The 17,818-nt window shown below is 74.5% G+C and carries 18 protein-coding genes; 8 read left to right on the top strand and 10 right to left on the bottom strand.

Going from position 1 to position 17,818, the window contains the following annotated elements; all coding sequences use genetic code 11:
• Positions 1-19 precede the first annotated feature (19 nt).
• Together L3X23_RS03035 and L3X23_RS03030 are read left to right on the top strand one after the other, a co-directional pair.
• Entirely contained in the window at positions 20-2,095 is a 2,076-nt protein-coding gene (locus L3X23_RS03035; RefSeq protein ID WP_237197919.1) for a RecQ family ATP-dependent DNA helicase, read from the top strand.
• Between the two features lie 192 nt (positions 2,096-2,287).
• Positions 2,288-2,728 carry a hypothetical protein gene (locus L3X23_RS03030; protein ID WP_237190581.1) on the top strand — a complete coding sequence of 147 codons (441 nt, stop codon included), beginning with the start codon at positions 2,288-2,290 and terminating at the stop codon, positions 2,726-2,728.
• A 42-nt stretch (positions 2,729-2,770) separates the two neighbouring features.
• Here the strand turns inward: L3X23_RS03030 and L3X23_RS03025 are convergent, their stop codons facing one another.
• The gene (locus L3X23_RS03025) at positions 2,771-3,061 is read right to left on the bottom strand and encodes a hypothetical protein (protein WP_237190580.1); all 291 of its coding nucleotides are present in this window, start codon (positions 3,059-3,061) and stop codon (positions 2,771-2,773) included.
• A 44-nt stretch (positions 3,062-3,105) separates the two neighbouring features.
• Here L3X23_RS03025 and L3X23_RS03020 point away from each other — a divergent pair, with 44 nt between their 5' ends.
• The gene (locus L3X23_RS03020; protein ID WP_237190579.1) at positions 3,106-3,534 is read left to right on the top strand and encodes a nitroreductase/quinone reductase family protein; all 429 of its coding nucleotides are present in this window, start codon (positions 3,106-3,108) and stop codon (positions 3,532-3,534) included.
• Here L3X23_RS03020 and L3X23_RS03015 read toward each other — a convergent pair.
• The 8 genes from L3X23_RS03015 to L3X23_RS02980 are packed head-to-tail and all read right to left on the bottom strand — an operon-like array spanning position 3,521 to position 10,192.
• A complete protein-coding gene (locus L3X23_RS03015) occupies positions 3,521-3,814 on the bottom strand; it encodes a YciI family protein (RefSeq protein WP_237190578.1) in 294 nt (97 codons plus the stop codon). The two genes, L3X23_RS03020 and L3X23_RS03015, sit on opposite strands and share 14 nt — an antisense overlap.
• Before the next feature lie 53 nt (positions 3,815-3,867).
• Positions 3,868-5,022, bottom strand: coding sequence for a methyltransferase domain-containing protein (locus L3X23_RS03010; protein ID WP_237190577.1), 1,155 nt, complete (start codon positions 5,020-5,022; stop codon positions 3,868-3,870).
• Positions 5,023-5,035: 13 nt separating this feature from the next.
• Positions 5,036-5,800 (bottom strand): IclR family transcriptional regulator, encoded by a 765-nt coding sequence (locus L3X23_RS03005; protein ID WP_143030136.1) that lies wholly within the window; start codon positions 5,798-5,800, stop codon positions 5,036-5,038.
• Between the two features lie 20 nt (positions 5,801-5,820).
• The gene (locus L3X23_RS03000) at positions 5,821-6,768 is read right to left on the bottom strand and encodes a carbohydrate kinase family protein (protein WP_237190576.1); all 948 of its coding nucleotides are present in this window, start codon (positions 6,766-6,768) and stop codon (positions 5,821-5,823) included.
• A complete protein-coding gene (locus L3X23_RS02995; RefSeq protein WP_237190575.1) occupies positions 6,765-7,388 on the bottom strand; it encodes a class II aldolase/adducin family protein in 624 nt (207 codons plus the stop codon). Before L3X23_RS02995 ends, L3X23_RS03000 begins: the two co-directional genes overlap by 4 nt.
• A complete protein-coding gene (locus tag L3X23_RS02990; RefSeq protein WP_237190574.1) occupies positions 7,385-8,479 on the bottom strand; it encodes an ABC transporter ATP-binding protein in 1,095 nt (364 codons plus the stop codon). The genes L3X23_RS02995 and L3X23_RS02990 overlap by 4 nt, the downstream gene beginning before the upstream one ends.
• Positions 8,472-9,263 carry an ABC transporter permease gene (locus L3X23_RS02985; RefSeq protein ID WP_237190573.1) on the bottom strand — a complete coding sequence of 264 codons (792 nt, stop codon included), beginning with the start codon at positions 9,261-9,263 and terminating at the stop codon, positions 8,472-8,474. The genes L3X23_RS02990 and L3X23_RS02985 overlap by 8 nt, the downstream gene beginning before the upstream one ends.
• On the bottom strand, positions 9,260-10,192 hold the full coding sequence (locus L3X23_RS02980; RefSeq protein WP_237190572.1) for an ABC transporter permease: 933 nt from the start codon (positions 10,190-10,192) through the stop codon (positions 9,260-9,262). Before L3X23_RS02980 ends, L3X23_RS02985 begins: the two co-directional genes overlap by 4 nt.
• A gap of 232 nt (positions 10,193-10,424) precedes the next feature.
• Here L3X23_RS02980 and L3X23_RS02975 point away from each other — a divergent pair, with 232 nt between their 5' ends.
• The 5 genes from L3X23_RS02975 to L3X23_RS02955 are packed head-to-tail and all read left to right on the top strand — an operon-like array spanning position 10,425 to position 16,676.
• The gene (locus L3X23_RS02975) at positions 10,425-11,477 is read left to right on the top strand and encodes an extracellular solute-binding protein (protein WP_237190571.1); all 1,053 of its coding nucleotides are present in this window, start codon (positions 10,425-10,427) and stop codon (positions 11,475-11,477) included.
• The gene (locus L3X23_RS02970) at positions 11,474-13,624 is read left to right on the top strand and encodes a N,N-dimethylformamidase beta subunit family domain-containing protein (RefSeq protein WP_237190570.1); all 2,151 of its coding nucleotides are present in this window, start codon (positions 11,474-11,476) and stop codon (positions 13,622-13,624) included. Before L3X23_RS02975 ends, L3X23_RS02970 begins: the two co-directional genes overlap by 4 nt.
• The gene (locus L3X23_RS02965; protein WP_237190569.1) at positions 13,625-14,443 is read left to right on the top strand and encodes a transketolase; all 819 of its coding nucleotides are present in this window, start codon (positions 13,625-13,627) and stop codon (positions 14,441-14,443) included. It abuts the gene before it with no gap.
• The gene (locus tag L3X23_RS02960; protein ID WP_237190568.1) at positions 14,440-15,450 is read left to right on the top strand and encodes a transketolase family protein; all 1,011 of its coding nucleotides are present in this window, start codon (positions 14,440-14,442) and stop codon (positions 15,448-15,450) included. Before L3X23_RS02965 ends, L3X23_RS02960 begins: the two co-directional genes overlap by 4 nt.
• Positions 15,447-16,676 (top strand): aminotransferase class III-fold pyridoxal phosphate-dependent enzyme, encoded by a 1,230-nt coding sequence (locus L3X23_RS02955; RefSeq protein WP_237190567.1) that lies wholly within the window; start codon positions 15,447-15,449, stop codon positions 16,674-16,676. The genes L3X23_RS02960 and L3X23_RS02955 overlap by 4 nt, the downstream gene beginning before the upstream one ends.
• Here L3X23_RS02955 and proB read toward each other — a convergent pair.
• Positions 16,673-17,785, bottom strand: coding sequence for a glutamate 5-kinase (proB, locus tag L3X23_RS02950; protein WP_237190566.1), 1,113 nt, complete (start codon positions 17,783-17,785; stop codon positions 16,673-16,675). The genes L3X23_RS02955 and proB overlap by 4 nt on opposite strands.
• Positions 17,786-17,818: the final 33 nt, after the last annotated feature.

Below are 17,818 nucleotides of genomic sequence, written 5' to 3'. Positions count from 1 at the left end.
GTCGGTGCCTGCGTGCACCATGGCGGGCATGACGGACCTACGGGAACGCGCCGAGGAGCTCCTGCAGACCCTGGCGGGCGAGGGCGCGCGGCTGCGCGAGGACCAGTGGACGGCCATCCACGCCCTCGTCGCCGAGCGCCGCCGCGCCCTGGTGGTGCAGCGCACCGGGTGGGGCAAGTCCGCGGTGTACTTCCTGGCCACGGCCCTGCTGCGCGAGCAGGGCGCGGGCCCCACGGTCATCGTGTCGCCGCTGCTGGCGCTGATGCGCAACCAGATCGACGCGGCGACCCGGGCCGGGATCGTGGCCGTCACGGTCAACTCCGCGAACCTCGACGAGTGGGAGCAGACCTACGCCGACATCGCGGCGGGCGAGGTGGACGTGCTGCTCGTCAGCCCGGAGCGGCTGAACAACCCGGACTTCCGGGACCGGGTGCTCCCGTCGCTCACGGCGTCCGCGGGCATGCTCGTGGTGGACGAGGCGCACTGCGTCTCGGACTGGGGGCACGACTTCCGGCCGGACTACCGGCGGCTGCGGAACCTGATCGCGGAGCTGCCCGTGGGCATCCCCGTGCTGGCGACCACGGCCACGGCGAACGACCGGGTCGTCACCGACGTGACCGAGCAGCTGGGTCTGCAGTCCGGGCAGCCCCTGGTGCTGCGCGGCTCGCTGGACCGGTCGTCGCTGCGGCTCGCCGTGGTCGACATCAAGTCCCCGGCCGAGCGGCTGGGCTGGCTGGCCTCGCGGCTCGACGCGCTGCCCGGCGCCGGGATCGTCTACACGCTCACCGTGCAGGCCGCCGAGGAGGTGGCGGAGTTCCTGCGCTCGCGCGGGTTCGCCGTGCGGGCCTACACGGGCAAGACCGAGGCGGAGGAGCGGCTCGACGCGGAGGGCGACCTGCTCGCGAACCGGGTGAAGGCCCTGGTGGCCACCTCGGCGCTGGGGATGGGGTTCGACAAGCCGGACCTCGGTTTCGTGGTCCACCTCGGGGCGCCGTCCTCGCCGGTGGCCTACTACCAGCAGATCGGGCGTGCGGGCCGTGCGCTCGACCGGGCCGAGGTGATCCTGCTGCCGGGCCAGGAGGACCGGGAGATCTGGGCGTACTTCGCCTCCCTCGCGTTCCCCCCGGAGCCGCTGGTGCGCCAGACCCTCGCGGCCCTGTCCGACCACCCGATCTCCACGGCGTCCCTGGAGACGCGGGTGGACCTCTCGCGGACCCGGCTGGAGATGCTGCTCAAGGTCCTGGACTCCGACGGCGCGGCCAAGCGGGTCAAGGGCGGCTGGATCGGCACGGGCGCCGAGTGGGTCTACGACGCGGAGCGCCACCAGCGCATCGCCGCGGCCCGCAAGGCGGAGCAGCAGGCGATGCTGGACTACCAGTCGACCACCGAGTGCAGGCTGGTCTTCCTGCGCCGCCAGCTCGACGATCAGGACTCCACCCCCTGCGGGCGGTGCGACGTCTGCTCGGGCGCCGTCTGGTCCGCGGACGTGTCGGCGGAGGTCGCGGCCGCGGCGGCGGAGCAGCTGCAGGAGCCGGGGGTGGAGATCGCGCCGCGGAAGATGTGGCCCAGCGGGATGAAGGAGCTCGGGGTGCCGCTGTCGGGCCGGCTCAAGGCGGGCGAGCTCGCGGAGCCCGGCCGGGCGGTCGGGCGGCTGTCGGACATCGGGTGGGGCACGCGGCTGCGCGAGCTGCTCGCGGGTCCCGACCAGCCCGTCCCCGCCGACCTGCTGGACGCGGTGGTGCGCGTGCTGAAGGGGTGGAACTGGGCGGAGCGGCCGGTCGGGGTCGTCGGGATCGGATCGCGCACCCGCCCCGGGCAGCTCGAGCACCTGGCCCGGCGGATCGCGGAGATCGGCAGGCTGCCGCTGCTCGGCACGATCGAGCCGGTGGGCGAGCGGCCCGCGCGGGCGGAGAACTCGGCCCAGCGCCTGGCCGCGGTGTGGCCCGCGCTCGGCCCGGCGCCCGCCGTCGAGGGCCCGATCCTGCTGGTGGACGACGTCGTGGACTCGGGCTGGACGATGACCGTCGCCGCCCGCGCCCTCCGCGAGGCGGGGGCGAGCGCCGTGCTCCCCCTCGCACTGGCCCAGACCGGCTGAGTGTCACGGGACCGCGGTCGCGACTGCGCTCCCGTCACGCTCGCCACGATCGGCGCCGGGCGAGGGGCCGTATACCGGGCGTGGGTCGCGACGTCGGGTACGGGGGGTGAGCGAGCGAATCACATCCGTGTACTACTTTCGCGCCGTTCCCCCCGTCGGACCGCGGCCCCGACCGCGGAGAGGAGAGACCCCGTGAGCCTCGAGACGATCCTGACCGACCCGGCCCGCCGCCCCGCCGTCGTCGCCGACCTGAACGAGCTGGTCGGGCAGGAGGTGAAGGACAAGGGCGGGATGTCCGGCGCCGCGGTCAAGCTCGGCTACCAGACCGTGTCCAAGATCCGCCCGGGTGTGGTTCCCGCCGCCGTCGACCGGATGCTGCCGCAGTTCGCGGGCGCGCTGCAGCCCTTCTACGCCGACTACCAGTCCGCGCCCGGCGCGGGCTTCGGCGCCTACCTGGTCTCGCGCGAGAGCGAGGCGGCGGACGCGCTGCTGGCCGTCACGGACCGGCGGGCCGAGGGCTCGTCGTCGGAGGCGCTGAAGAAGGCGTACGCGAAGCTGCGCCCGAACGCGCAGAAGAACGTCGCCGAGGCGCTCCCCCGCCTCGGCAGCCTGATCGAGAAGCACGCGGGCTGAGCCGGATCTCCGGAGCGTCGACGACGCCGCTCCGGAGCCCTGTCAGGCGGGGTCCGCCAGGAGCTCGGCGACCAGGCGCTCGCTGAGCCCGGCCGGGGCGCCCCGCCAGCCCTGGTCGGCGTAGGCCACCAGCGTGGCGGCGAGCAGGTCGCCGACCGGGCCGGGATGGCGGTCCACCGCGACCGCCGCGGCCCGCCGCACCCGGACGAGATGCTCGGACGCCACCGAGTCCGAGGCCGCCGGCTCGGAGCAGCCGGGCCGCAGGGCGCGCACGAAACCCGAGGTCCAGCCCTGCGCGGGCGGCTCCACGAGGGTCTCGGGGACGAGGCTCATGCCCGGGGGTCGGCACGTCCCGCACGGTCGTTAACCTGGCGCTCGTGCCGAGTGACCGATTCCTCAAGGCCATGAACGCGGTGCACCGGGCCGTGGTGCGGGTGAGCGGCGGTCGCGTCGGCTACTCGGCGGGCGCGATGCCCGTCCTGGAGCTCACCACGATCGGCCGCCGGTCCGGCGAGCCCCGCTCGGTCCTGCTGACCGCGCCCGTCGCCGAGGGCGACACCTTCGTGGTGGTCGCCTCCCGCGGCGGCGACGACCGGCACCCCGCCTGGTTCCTGAACCTCCAGGCCGACCCGACGGTCCAGGTCTCGGTGCAGGGCGCGCCCCCGCGCCCGATGCGGGCCGAGGTCGTCGGGCCGGGCGAGCGGCCCGCGCTCTGGTCGGAGATCGCGGGCCGCTACCGGAACTACGCGGGCTATCAGAAGCGCACGGAGCGGGAGATCCCGCTGGTCAGGCTCACTCCTGCGTGATCGCCGCGGCGGCCGGGCCGAGCGGCGGCACCCACTCGCGGATCTCGACGTTCGCGATCACGCCCGCCTCGGCGTACGGGTCGGCGTCGAGGAGCTTCTGCACGGCGGACTTGTCCGCGGCCCGGAAGATCAGCAGCCCGCCCGCGGGCTCGCTCGGCGACCAGGCACCGGCGACCACCAGCTCGGGGAGCGCGGCGAGGTAGTCGCGGTGCTTCGGGCGGGCCTGCATCCGCGTGTCGGTGTCGTCGGTGTAGGTGTAGATCACGGCGAAAGTGCTCACCGCCGCACACTAGGCCGCACGGTCGTGCGTGGTAAGTGGTGCCAGAGCACCACTTACCGCGCACGGGTGATGATGAGCCGGGTGTGCTCCTTCTCCACGACCACACCGGGCCCGGGGAGGTCCGCGCCGCTGGGGACGGCGAGGATCCGCAGGTCCGACGCGTGCGGGCGACCGGCGGCCACCCAGCCGTCGAGACAGCCGACGAGACGGCGGGCGACGGCCGCGCCGCCGGGCCCGAACCCGCGGACACCCGGCGGGTCGACGACGAGCGCGGCGCACCCGCCCGGCCCGGTGAGGGCGACGGTCGAGCGGCCCGGGCCGGTGGGCACGAACCAGGATCCCGGCGGGGCGTCGGCCCGGTCGGTGAGCAGCCGCACGGTGCCCGGCGCGGTCAGCATCAGCCACAGGCCGACGCCGTCCCAGACGTCCGCGCCGGTCAGCGGCTCGCCGATGGGCAGGAGGTCGCCGGGTTCGGTGAGGTGCCGGGCGAGCAGGCCGAGGTCCGGGGCCGCGCCCTCGGCGACCTGTGCGCTCCAGCCGGGCCCGATCTCCTCGGTCGCCGCGGGGCCCGCGCCGAGGCCGCGGAGCCGGATGAACGCGCAGCCGACCACGGAGTCGCTGCGCAGCACGCCGTCGGGCCCGAGGTCGAAGGCCACGGACAGCTGGCTGCCGCGGACGGTCAGCGGGAGCAGCAACCGGCCTCCGGGGGCGAGCTGCGCGACCCACTCGGGGCGGACGTCCCAGCTCCCCACGGTGAGCACGATCCGGTCGTAGGGGGCCGCGTCCGGCACGCCGAGGGCGCCGTCGCCGACCCGCAGGTCCACCTCCGCGATCCCGGCGAGATGGTCGGCGGCGGACGCCACGAGCTCCTCGTCGATGTCGATCGAGGTCACCCGGGCGCCGAGGTGGGCGAGCAGGGCGGCGTTGTAGCCCGTGCCGGTCCCGATCTCCAGGACCCGCTGCCCGGGCCGCACGTCCAGCTGGTCGAGCATGATCGCCACCATCGTGGGCTGGGAGGCCGAGCTGGTCGCGGCGCCGTCGACGATGCGGGTGGGCACAGCATCGTCGGCGTAGGCGACGGCGACCGGGTGGTCCGGCAGGAAGCGGTGCCGCGGGACCGCGGCGAAGGCGGCCAGGACGGCGTCCCCGCAGCCGGTGGCGCGCAGGGCCTCGACCAGCCCCGCCCGCGCCCGCACCGGATCCGTCATCCCGGCGAGTGTGTCACCGCCTCCCCAGTGCCCGCGACGCCGAGTCCGCGGCCCGCCGCAGCAGGCCGAGGTGCTCGTCGCGCTCGGACTCGGGCAGGTGGACGGTGAGTCCGCTGATGCTCAGCGCCGCCACCGTGGCCCCGGTGTGGTCCCGGATCCCGACGCCGAGGGCGCTCACCCCGAGCTCGACGTCGTCCTGGCTGGTCGCGTACCCGACCTGCCGGATCCGTTCGAGCTCGTCTCGCAGCTGCTCGGCCGGGACCCGGGTCGGCGAGGAGCGGCGCTGCAGCGGACCCGCGAGGTAGGCCTCGACCTGCTCGTAGGGCATCGCGGCGAGCAGCAGCCGCGGCCCCGCGCCGAGGTGCAACGGCAGGGTCCCGCCGACGCGCAGGGTGTGGGTGGAGGCGTACCGCCCGTCCAGCCGCTCGATGCAGACCGCCTCGTCCCCGCGCGGCACGAGCAGGAACACGGTCTCGCCGGTCGCGCGGTAGAGCTCCTGCATCGCGGGCAGGGCGCGCTCGCGCACCCCCATCCGCCGCGCCATCGCGCTGCCGATCCGGAACGCGCCGATACCCAGCCGGTAGGTGCCCGGCGCGGGCCGCTCGACGAACTCGCCCGCCGCCAGGGTGGTGAGGATGCGGTGGCAGGTGCTCTTGTTCAGCTCGAGCCGGGCCGCGATGTCGCCGAGGCTCAGCTCCTCGGCCTCCGCCAGGAGGTCCAGCACCGCCATCGCCTTGACCAGCACGCGGACGGGCTCGGGCCCTGCCTTCTCGGTCATGTCGCCCCTCCCGGACCCGGTCACGCTACCGAGGCGCCCGCGCCGAGCAGCCGCAGCGTCGACGGCAGGTCGACGATCCCGGCGTCGGAGCCGAGCCCCTGGGCGACCAGGGACGCCGCCGCCGTGCCGAGCCGCGCCGCGTCCGCGAGGGTCCCGCCGCGGCCGAGCCCCACCAGGTAGCCGGCGGTGAAGGCGTCCCCGCAGCCGGTGGTGTCGACGACCGGGACCGGGCGGGCGGGCAGCGCCTCGGCGCCCGCCGCCGAGACGACGAGGGCGCCGTCGCCGCCCCGGGTCACCACGACGGTGCCGACACCGCGCTCCCGCAGCACCGCGGCGGCCTCCCCCAGGTCCGAATCCGGGTCCGTCCGCCCGGTCAGGCCGCGCAGCTGGTCGTCGTTGGGCAGGAGGTGGTCGACCAGCGGCCACAGCGGGCCGAGCCGGTCGAGCAGCGCGGGGCGGGCGGTGCTGAGCAGGTCGACCGAGACGACCGTGCCGTGCGCGCGGGCGTGGCGGAGCAGGTCGGGCAGCACGTCGACGGCGAAGTCCCCCAGCACGTCCGGTCCACCGACGTGCAGGACGTCCGCCCCCGCGACGAGGTCCGGGTCGACGTCCCCGGCCACCAGCAGCGGCATCGCCCCGGGCGCGTGCAGCGCGGGCCTGCTGCCGTCCGGGCGGATGGGCAGCATCGTGGTCGGGGTGGCGGCCGGCTTCACCACCAGGCCGGAGGTGTCGACGCCGTGGTCCTCCAGCAGCGCGCGCAGCATCCGGCCGCTCGCGTCCGCGCCGACCGGTCCCACGCTGACCACGTCGGCGCCGAGCTTGGCCAGGTCGACCGCGGTCCCGCCCGCGGTGCCCGCCGCGGTGATCCGGATCTCGTCGAGCACCCGGCGGCCCTGCCCGGCGGGGATGTCGACGACCGGCCTGCCCAGCACGTCGAGGATGTGGGCCCCGAGGCAGACGACCCTCACGACCCCTCCATCCGCCGCACCACCGCGGCCAGCTCGTCGGCGCCGAGCACCCGGGGCGTGCCCAGGCGCGCCGCCTCGGCCCACATCGCGCACAGCCACTCGACGAGCTCGGCGCGGTCGTAGGCCTCCTCCGGGGTGGCGCCGTAGGCGACGGCGCCGTGGTTCTGCATCAGCGCGGCGCTGCGGCCCTCCAGCGCGGCCTGGACGGACGCGGCGAGTTCGAGGGTCCCGTAGGTGGCGTACCGCGCCACCCGGGGCGCCCCGCCGAGCTTCACCACGTAGTAGTGCACGGCGGGCAGCTCGTCGCACACGGTCGACACCGCCGCGCTGTGGAGCCCGTGGTGGTGGACCACCGCACCGGCGTCCGTGGTCGCGTACACCGCGAGGTGCAGCGGGGCCTCCGACGACGGCGGGTGCGGGCTGCCCAGGTCGGTGCCGTCGAGCCCGAGGACGGCCACGTCGTCCGGGGTGATGTCGGCGTAGGGCATGCCGGACGGGGACACGGCGACCAGCTCCCCGCTGCGCACGCTGACGTTGCCCGCCGTGCCCACGACGAGCCGGTCGGCGGCGAGCTTGCGCCCGAGGTCGACGACGGCCTGCTTGGCGGCGGCGAGGCTCATGCGGGCACCGGGTCGTCCAGGGACTGCGTCGCGGCGGCCCCGGGGGTGTCGGCGACGACCACCCCCGCCTCCGCGGCCCAGCCGACCTCGACCCGGTCCCCGGCCTGCACGGCGGTGGTGCCGGTGTCGCGGACCTGGCCGGTGCCGCCGGCGTCGAAGGCGACCAGGACGCGTCGGAACGCCCCCTGGTAGACGACGTCGGTGACCGTCGCGGACAGCGTGTTCTCCCCCTCCGCGCCGAGGTGCATCCGCTCCGGGCGCACCACCAGCGCGCACGCCCCGTCCGGCCCGGCGGCGCGCAGCTGCGCGGACCCGGTGTCCAGCAGCCCGCCGCGCAGGGTCCCGCTGAAGACCGTCGAGTCGCCGAGGAAGGTGGCGACGAACCGGCTCACCGGCGTCTCGTACAGCTCGGCCGGGGTGCCGACCTGCTCGATCCGCCCCTCCCGGAACACCGCGATGCGGTCGGACAGGGCGAGCGCCTCCTCCTGGTCGTGGGTCACGAACACGAACGTGATGCCCAGCTCGGAGTGCAGCCGGGCGATCTCCAGCTGCAGGGACTCGCGCAGCTTCTTGTCCAGCGCGCCGAGCGGCTCGTCGAGCAGCATGGCCCGCGGCGCGAAGACGAACGCGCGGGCGAGCGCGACGCGCTGTTGCTGGCCGCCGGACAGCTGGCTGGGCAGCCGGTCGCCGTGCGCGCCGAGGTGCACGAGCTCGAGCGCCTCCCGGACCCGCCGGGCGGCCTCGGGCTTGGCGACCTTGCGCTGCCGCAGCGGGAACGCGACGTTCTCGGCCGCGGTCATGTGCGGGAACAGCGCGTAGCTCTGGAACACCATGCCGAGGTCTCGCCGGTGGGGCGGCAGGCGCGCGATGTCGGTGTCGTCGAGCAGGATGCGCCCGGAGCTGACCGCCTCGAAGCCCGCGATCATGTTCAGCGTCGTGGTCTTGCCCGAGCCGCTGGGGCCGAGCAGCGTCATGAACTCGCCGGGCCGCACGTGCAGGTCCACGGCGTCGACGGCGGGCGCCGGGGCGCCCTTGAAGACCTTGGTCAGCGCCTCGGCGCGGATGCTCGCGCCGGTGGGGGTCTCAGGCATGGCGGCGGTTCCTCCGGGTGACGCTGGCGAGCCCGAGCAGGGCGGTGGACACGACGAGCACGACGGTGGAGGCCGCCGCGATGGTGGGGTCGACCTCGTTGGTCACCGAGGTGAACATCCGCACGGGCAGCGTCTGCAGGTTCGGGGACTGGAGGAACATCGAGACCACCACCTCGTCGAACGAGGTGACGAAGGCGAACAGGGCACCGGCGAGCACGCCCGGGCGGATGATCGGCAGGGTCACCGAGCGGAAGGTGGCCCACGCCGACGCGCCGAGGCTCGCCGCCGCCCGCTCCAGGGTCCGGTCGAACCCGCTCAGCGCAGCGGTGACGTTCACGGTGACGAAGGGCAGGGCGAGCACGGTGTGCGCCACCACGAACCCCGTCGGCGTGCCGATCAGGCCCCAGCCCAGGAACGCCGCGTACATCGCCACGGCCACCACGATGCCCGGCACGATCAACGGCGCCAGGAACAGCCCGTCGACGACACCCTTGGCCCGGAACCGGCTGCGGGCCAGCGCGAACGCGGCCATGGTGCCCAGGACGGTCGCCACCACGGTGACGATCACGGCGAGCTGCAGCGAGACCAGCAGCGCGGTCAGCCAGCTCTGTTCGGTGAAGAACGTGACGTAGTGCTGCACGCCCCAGCTGCGGGGCGGGAAGGCGAAGCTGTCCTCGCCGGAGAAGCTCAGCGGCACCACGATCAGCGTGGGCACCACCAGCCAGGCCCCGACGAGGACGCCGAGGACCGCCAGGGTGCGGCGCAGGACGGGCGAGCCGGTCACACCAGACCCCCCGCCACGCCGGCACCCGCGGACGACCGGGTGCCCCGGGTCCGGGTCAGCAGTGCGACCCCGCCGAGCAGGACGAGCGTGACCACCAGCAGGGCGACGGCCAGCGCGCCCGCGGCGCCGAAGTTCACCAGCTGGTTGACCTGCACCGAGATGAACTGCGCGAGCATCGACTGCTGCGGGGAGCCCACCAGCGAGGGCGTGACGTAGAAGCCGAGGGACAGCACCATGACCAGCGTGGCCCCGGCGGCGACGCCCGGGAAGGACAGCGGCAGGTAGACCTGCCGGAACGCGGCGACGGGCCGGGCGCCGAGGCTCAGTGCGGCGTCCACCAGCTTGCGGTCGATGCCGCGCATGGTGGTGTAGACGGGCAGCACCACGAACGGCAGCATCACCTGCGCCATCGCGACGGTGACCCCCGCCGTCGTGCCGAGCATCCGCAGCGGCCCGATCCCGATCGCGCCGAGCACCGTGTTGACCAGGCCGTTGTCCTGCAGCAGGACCACCCAGGCGAAGGTGCGGGCCATCAGCGACGTCCAGAACGGGATCAGCACCACGGCCAGCAGGACCGCCCGCCAGCGCCCGGAGACGATCGTCATCAGGTAGGCGTAGGGGTAGGCGACGAGCAGGCAGACGACCGTCACGATCGCCGCCATGCCCAGCGTGCGGAGCACGACGGTCAGCGAGACCTCGTCGGTGAGGATGGCGGTGTAGTTCCCGAGCCCCGGCTCGGGCGTGGTCACCGACAGCCAGAGCAGCCGCAGCGCGGGCACCACGAAGAACACCACCAGCACGACGACGGCGGGCACCGCGAGCAGCAGCGTCGCCCGGGCGAGCAGTCCGCGGCCACGACCCGGTGGCCTCGCGGACCCGGGCTCCGTGGGAGCGCGGGACGCCCTCCGCGGCGGGGTGCTGACGGCCATGACCGTCCCCTTCCGTCCTCGCTATTCGACACGCATTTCACGAAGCGAAATCACACGGTGGCGCCGATGGCCCGCCGCTGTCAACCCTCGACGAACAGGTGTAACACCCTGGAAATCGGACACGCGGCCGGTCGACCCAGGGCTTGACGGCACGGGAAACGAGTGTTCATGCTTTCTGCGATACGAAGTGCGTTTCATATTCTGAAATCCTCCTCCCCTGAAGGTGGTCCCTGTGCGATTCCCGAGAGGTCTTCTGCACGCCGTCGCCCTGGCCGGTCTGGTGGGCTTCGGCGCCACCGCGTGCTTCGGCCCCGTCGGCGAGTCCGCGGGCGGTGGCGCCCAGTCGGTCGTGTTCGCCAACACCGGCGGCGCGCTCGCCGAGATCTTCAAGGCCAACGCCTACGCCGACCTGGCCGCCGAGGGCGTCACGGTCGCCGAGGAGTCCCCGAACAACGAGGCCAAGCTGACCGCCATGGTCCAGGCGGGCAACCCGACGTGGGATGTCTTCTACTCCACGCCGTACACAGCGATGGGCAAGTGCGACGTGCTCTTCGAGAAGATCGACTACAGCCGGATCCAGACCGCGGGGCTCGAGCAGAGCCAGCTGTCCGAGTGCGGCGTCCCGATGATCAACTCGTCCTTCCTGCTGGTCTACAACAAGGACCGCTACGGCGCGAACCCCCCGACGAGCTGGGCGGACTTCTACGACACCACGCGGTTCCCCGGCAATCGCGGGATCATGAACTACGCCAAGGACGCCGGCATGGAGACCGCCCTGCTGGCCGACGGCGTGCCCGGCGACCGGCTCTACCCGCTCGACTACGACCGCGCCTTCGCCACGCTCGACGGCATCCGCTCCTCGCTGCGCTTCTTCGACACCGGTGCCCAGCAGACCCAGGCCCTGCAGTCCGGCGAGGTCGACATGATGCTCGCCTGGCCCGGCCGCGCGTACGACGCGCTCAAGAGCGGCGCCCCGCTCGCGGTGGTGTGGAACCAGCCGCTGAAGTACTACGACGTGGTCGCGATCGTGAAGGGCGCCCCGCACCAGGAGCAGGCCTACCAGCTGATCAACAGCCTGATCGCGCAGAAGAACCAGGAGGCCATCGCGAACCGGCTGCCCTACGAGCCCGCCAACACCCAGGCCGCGAAGAGCTCCGACCCGCAGATCGCCGAGTTCGTCGACGGACCCCAGTCGCAGGGCACCACCGTCGTGCGCGACAACGCCTGGTGGGCGGCGAACCTCGACGAGGCCACCCAGCGCTGGACGGGCTGGGTCAACCGGTGAGGCTGGTCGGGTACGGCGACCGGCTGTCCGTCGCGGCGGGCGGCGAGGTCGCCTTCCGGATCTCCGCGGAGCACCCGCAGGTGCGTCCGGAGATCGTCCGGCTCAGGCGGGGCGGCGGGCCGCGACACGGCTCCGCCCTGGTCGAGGAGCCCGTCGCGGCGGACCTGCCGGACACCGTGCCCGGCCGCGTCCAGCACACCACCTCGGGCTCGTTCGTCGAGACCGACCCGGTCCCCGCGCGGGCGCGGGTGGGCCTGGCCCTGTGGTTCCGCCCGACCCTGCTCGCGGACGAGCGGCCGCTGCTCGCGGTCGGTCCGCTGGTGCTCGCGGTGTCCGCGGCGGGGCTGGTCCTGCGCCACGGCGACACCGTGCTCGCCGCACTCGCCGCGCCCGTCGTCGAGCGGCAGTGGGCGTTCGCGGCGGCGGTGGTGTCGGGGTCCGGCACCCGGCTCACCCTGCACCGCCCCGGGGCACCCGTGGTCGAGGCGCTCGCCGAGACCGGGCCGGTGCCGGTCGGCGGCCCGCTGCGCGTCGGCTCGGCGGGCCCCTCCGGGCCCGGCCTCGGCCGGACGTTCAACGGCGGCGTGGCCCGCCCCGTCGTGGGGGACGCCTGGTCGGCTGAGGTCACCGCGGCGCTCGCGGGCGGGGCAGACGCCGTCGCCCTCCTCGACCCCGCCACGACCTGTGCACTGGACCTGGGCGCGGATCCCGGGGGCACGCGCGTGCCGGACCGCGGCGGCCTGACGACCGGCGGCACGGTCCACCACCTGCCCACGCGCGGTGTGCCGGGGCCGTTCTGGACTGGCGCGGAGCGGGACTTCCGCGCCTCCCCCGCCGAGTTCGACGCCCTGCACCTGCACGACGACGACCTCGCCGACGCCGGCTGGGACACCGACCTGACCTGGGCGGTCCCGGCCGCGCTGCCGAGCGGGGTGTACGCCCTCAAGATCACCGCGGGGGCGGACGTCGACCGGATCCCGGTGGTCGTCACCCCCGGAGCGCACCCGGCGCACACCGCCCCGGTGCTGGTCGTGCTGCCGACCTGGACCTACCTCGCCTACGCGAACTGGCGCACCTACGCCGAGTACGAGACCGAGCGGCTGACCCTCTACGGCGAGGACCGCGGCATCGACGAGCGGGACCGGTGGCTCGCGGCGCACCCCGAGCTCGGCCGCTCCCTCTACGACGTGCACTCGGACGGCTCCGGGGTCTGCTACTCGACCCGGCTGCGCCCGATCGTCAACATCCGGCCGGACTACTACACCCCGACCACCCGCGGGTTCCGCCACTTCGCGCAGGACCTGCTGTTGCTGGACTGGCTGGACGGGCGCGGGGAGGACTACGCCGTCGTCACGGACGACGAGGTCGAACAGCAGGGCCTCGCGCTCCTGTCCCGCCACCGGGTCGTGCTCACCGGCGGGCATCCCGAGTACTGCTCGGCCGGGATGTTGGACTCCTACCTGGCGTACACGCGGACCGGCGGGCGCCTGATGTACCTGGGCGGCAACGGGTTCTACCAGGTCACGGCCCGGCACCCGGGGGTGCCGGACGCGCTGGAGATCCGCCGCGGGCACGCCGGGGTGGCCACCTGGGTCTCCGATCCCGGCGAGGAGCACCTCTCCGCGACCGGGGAGCCCGGCGGGCTCTGGCGGATGCGCGGCCGCGCGCCGAACGTGCTGGCGGGCGTGGGGTTCACCGCGCAGGGGTTCGACAAGGGCTCGGGCTACCGGCGCAACGCGGCGAGCGCCGACCCCGCGGTGTCCTGGGTGTTCGACGGGGTGAAGGCCGGTGTCGGCGAGGTGTTCGGCGACGAGGGCCCCGGGCTCGGCGGCGCCGCGGGCGACGAGCTGGACCGCGCCGACGTCACCCTCGGCACCCCGGCGGACGCCGTCGTCCTCGCCTCCTCGGTCGGCCACTCGGAGAAGATCGCCCTGGTCCCCGAGGAGGTCGACCACGGCTACGCCGCTCCCCCGCCCGGGCTGCACCCGAAGATCCGGGCCGACGTCGTGCTGCTGCACCGCCCCGGCGGCGGCGCGGTGTTCTCCGTCGGGTCCATCGCCTGGTCCACGGCGATGAGCCACGCCGGCGGCGACAACGACACCGCCCGGGTCACCGGGAACGTCCTCGACCGCTTCAAGGAGTCCTGAGTGCCCACCACCCGCGAGCTCGCCGAGAAGGCGCGCTTCGTCCGCACCGAGACGGTCCGGCTCACCCGGATCGCCGGGGCGGGCCACTACAGCGCGGTGTTCTCCTGCGCGGAGATCCTCGCCGCCCTCTACTACGCCGAGCTGCGGCTCGACCCGGCCCGGCCGGACTGGCCGGACCGGGACCGGTTCGTGATGAGCAAGGGCCACGCGGCGATCGGCCTCTACCCGGTGCTCGCCGACCTGGGCTACTTCGACCCCGCCGAGCTGGACTCCTACACCCGGCTCGGCAGCCCGTTCGGCGACCACCCGGACATGAAGCGGATCGCCGGCGTCGACTTCTCGTCGGGGTCGCTGGGCCACGGCCTGTCCGTCGGCGTCGGGATGGCGCTCGCGGGCAGGCTCGCCGGGCGCGACCACCGCACCTGGGTGCTGCTCGGCGACGGCGAGCTGGCCGAGGGCCAGATCTGGGAGGCGGCGATGTCCGCGAGCCACTACGGCCTCGGGGACCTCGTCGCGGTCGTCGACGCGAACCAGCTGGGCATCGACGGGTTCGTCGCGGACGTCATGGGCGCCGAGCCGATCGACGCCCGGTTCGCCGCGTTCGGCTGGGGCGTCCAGCGGGTCGACGGGCACGACCTCCCGGCGCTGCTCGCCGCGTTCGCCGCGCTGCCCGCCCGCGGCGGAACGGTCCCGCAGGTGATCGTCGCGGACACGGTGAAGGGGAAGGGCGTGGCCCGGATGGAGCTGAGCCCGGACTGGCACGTCGGCAACCTCGCCGGCGCCGACTACGACGACGTCCTCACGGAGCTGGCCCGATGACCGAGACCCAGGCCCCGGCGGAGTTCTTCGGCTTCAAGGACTCCCGCTCGGTCGACGGCACCGACACCCGCGCGGTCCCCGCCTTCGTCTTCGGCGAGGAGCTGGCCGACCTCGCCGAGCAGGACGACCGGATCGTCGTGCTCACCGCCGACCTCGGCCGGTCCAACCGGGCCACCGACTTCGGGGCGCGCCATCCCGAGCGGTTCGTGAACGTCGGGATCGCCGAGAAGAACATGATCACGACGGCGGCGGGGATGGCCGCGAGCGGGTTCGTGCCGTTCGCGGCGACGTTCGGCTCCTTCGCGGCGCTGCTGTGCGCCGAGCAGATCCGCACCGACTGCGCCTACCCGAACCTCCCGGTGCGGGTGCTCGGGCACCACTCCGGCATGTCGATGGGCTTCTACGGCACCAGCCACCACAGCCTCGAAGACCTCGGCATGATGCGCTGCATCGCCGACCTCACGGTCGTGTGCGCCACGGACGCGAACCACCTCCGGGCCCTGCTGCGGCTCTCGCTCGACCATCCCGGCGCGATGTACCTGCGGCTGGGCCGCGGGCGCGACCCGCAGGTCTACGACGTGGTGCCGGACCTGGCGCTCGGCCGGGCGGAGACCCTGCGGGACGGCTCGGACCTCACGATCGTCGCGACGGGTTCCGAGGTCCACCCGGCCCTGCGGGCCGCCGAGGAGCTCGCCCGCGACGGGATCACCACCCGCGTGCTCGACATGTGGACGGTCTCGCCGCTGGACCGCGAGGCCGTCGTCGACGCCGCCCGCGCCACCGGCGCCGTGCTGACCGTCGAGGAGGCCAACGTGACCGGCGGCCTGGGGTCCGCGGTCGCGGAGTGCCTGCTCGACGCGGGCCTCGCCCCCCGCTTCCGCCGCCACGGCGTCCCCGACGAGCACGTGCCCGTCGGACCGCCCGCCGCGCTCTACGCCCACTACCGGCTCGACGGCCCCGGAATCGCCGCCGTCGCCCGCGAGCTGCTCACGAAAGGCACGCCATGACCATCGCTGACACGACTCTCGGCGCCCGGGAACAGGCCCTGCGCGGCCGCGCGGACAAGGTGATCCCCGGTGGGATGTACGGGCACATGGCGGTCCGGGCGTTCAGCAGCGCGCACCCGCAGTTCATCGTCTCCGGTGCGGGTGCCCGGGTCAAGGACGCGGACGGCCGCGAGTACCTCGACCTCATGTGCGGCTGGGGGCCGGTCGTGCTCGGCCACCGGCACCCCGCGGTCACCGCCGCGATCGTCGACCAGCTCCAGCGCGGCGACTGCCTGGACGGGACCGCCCCCGTCGCCGTCGAGTACGCGGAGCTGCTGGTGGACACGATCCCGGCCGCCGACTGGGCGCTGTTCTGCAAGAACGGCACGGACGCCACGACCACCTGCGTCACGACCGCGCGGGCGGCCACCGGCAAGCGGAAGGTGCTGGTCGCCCACGGCGCCTACCACGGCGCGGTGCCGGGGTTCGCGCTGCGCGGGGCCGGGGTCACCGAGGCCGACCAGGCCCACCTCGTGCACTACGAGTACAACGACCTGGCCTCCGCCGAGGCGGCCGCCGCCGAGGCCGGGGACGATCTCGCGGCGATCCTGGTGTGCCCCATGCGCCACGACATCAAGCGGGACCAGGAGCTCGTCGTCCCGGCCTTCGCCCGCGGGCTGCGGGCGCTGGCGGACCGGACCGGTGCGGTGCTGATCCTCGACGACGTCCGGTGCGGGTTCCGGCTGGACATCGGCGGCAGCTGGGAGCCGCTCGGCGTGCGCCCCGACCTGGCGGCCTGGTCGAAGGCGATCGCCAACGGGCAGCCGCTGGGCGCCGTCACCGGGACCGACGCCCTGCGCGACGCCGTCCGGTCGATCTACGTGACCGGCTCGTTCTGGACCGGCGCGGTGCCCCTCGCCGCCGGTCTCGCCACCCTGACCGAGCTGCGCACGGGCGAGGCGCTGCCGCGGATGGCGCGGTCGGGGACCCGGCTGCGCGAGGGTCTGGCCGCGCAGGCCGCCGCCCACGGGTTCGAGATCGCGCAGACCGGCCCGGTGCAGATGCCGATGCTGTCCTTCGCCGGGGACACCGACTTCCGGCAGGTCACGGCCTGGGCGGAGGCCTGCGTCGAGCGCGGGGTGTACCTGCACCCCTGGCACAACTGGTTCCTCTCCGCCGCCCACACCGACGCCGAGATCGACGCGGTCCTGGAGCGGACGGACGAGGCGTTCGCCGCGCTGCGTTAGACGATCACGAGGTCGTCGGCGTGGACGATCTCGCGGCGGTAGGCCCGCGGGAGGTCCTCCGAGCGCTTGCCGATGATGCCCGGGAGCTCGGCGGCGTCGTAGTTCACGACGCCCCGGGCGACCACGGCACCGCCGGGGCCGAGGAGGTCCACGACGTCTCCGGAGACGAAGTCGCCCTGCACGCCGTGCACGCCCGGGGCGAGCAGCGACCGGTGCCGGTCGACGACGGCGGCCACCGCGCCCGCGTCGAGGTCCAGGCTCCCCCGGACGTCCGCCGCGTGCTTCATCCAGAACCGGCGCGCGGACATCCGCCTGCCCGACGGCCGGAACGCCGTGCCGACCTTGGGCCCGTTCGGGTCGAGCGCGTCCGCGACGTCCTCGGCGGCGGCCAGCAGCACCGGGATGCCGGACGCGGTCGCCATCGCCGCGGCGGTGATCTTCGTGGCCATCCCGCCGGTGCCGAGGCTGCCCTGGCCGGGCTTCGCGACCGTGACCGCGGCCAGGTCCTCCGGCGCCGCCACCTCGGGGACCAGCGTCGACCCCGGCCGGCGGGGATCGCCGTCGTACAGCCCGTCGACGTCGCTGAGCAGCACCAGCGCGTCGGCGCCGACGATGTGCGCCACCAGCGCGGCGAGCCGGTCGTTGTCCCCGACCCGGATCTCGTCGGTGGCCACGGTGTCGTTCTCGTTGACCACGGGCAGGACGTCCAGGCCGAGCAGCCGCTCCAGGGTGCGTTGCGCGTTCTTGTAGTGCGAGCGGCGGATCATGTCGTCCGCGGTGAGCAGGACCTGCCCGATCCGCTGGTCGTGGCGCAGGAAGCTGGCCGAGTAGGCGTGCGCCAACAGCAGCTGCCCGACGCTCGCCGCCGCCTGCTGGGTCGCCAGGTCCCGCGGCCGCCGGGCCAGCCCCAGCGGTGCCAACCCGGCCGCGATCGCGCCCGAGGACACCAGCACCACCTGCGAGCCCGACGTCCGGCGCGCGGCCAGCGCGTCCACCAGCCGGTGCAGCCGGGCCAGGTCGAGCCCCCCGGCCAACGAGCTCAACGACGACGACCCCACCTTGACGACGACCCGCCGCGCCCCCGCGATCGCCGCCCGCGTCTCACTCACCGCGCCTCACCCACTGCGACCGTACGACTCGCG

The sequence above is a fragment of the Pseudonocardia sp. WMMC193 genome (assembly GCF_021728735.1).
In the GTDB taxonomy this organism is placed as follows: Bacteria; Actinomycetota; Actinomycetes; order Mycobacteriales; family Pseudonocardiaceae; genus Pseudonocardia; species Pseudonocardia oroxyli.
Note: the sequence above shows the minus strand (reverse complement) of the source record. Positions and strands in the feature narration are given on the sequence as shown.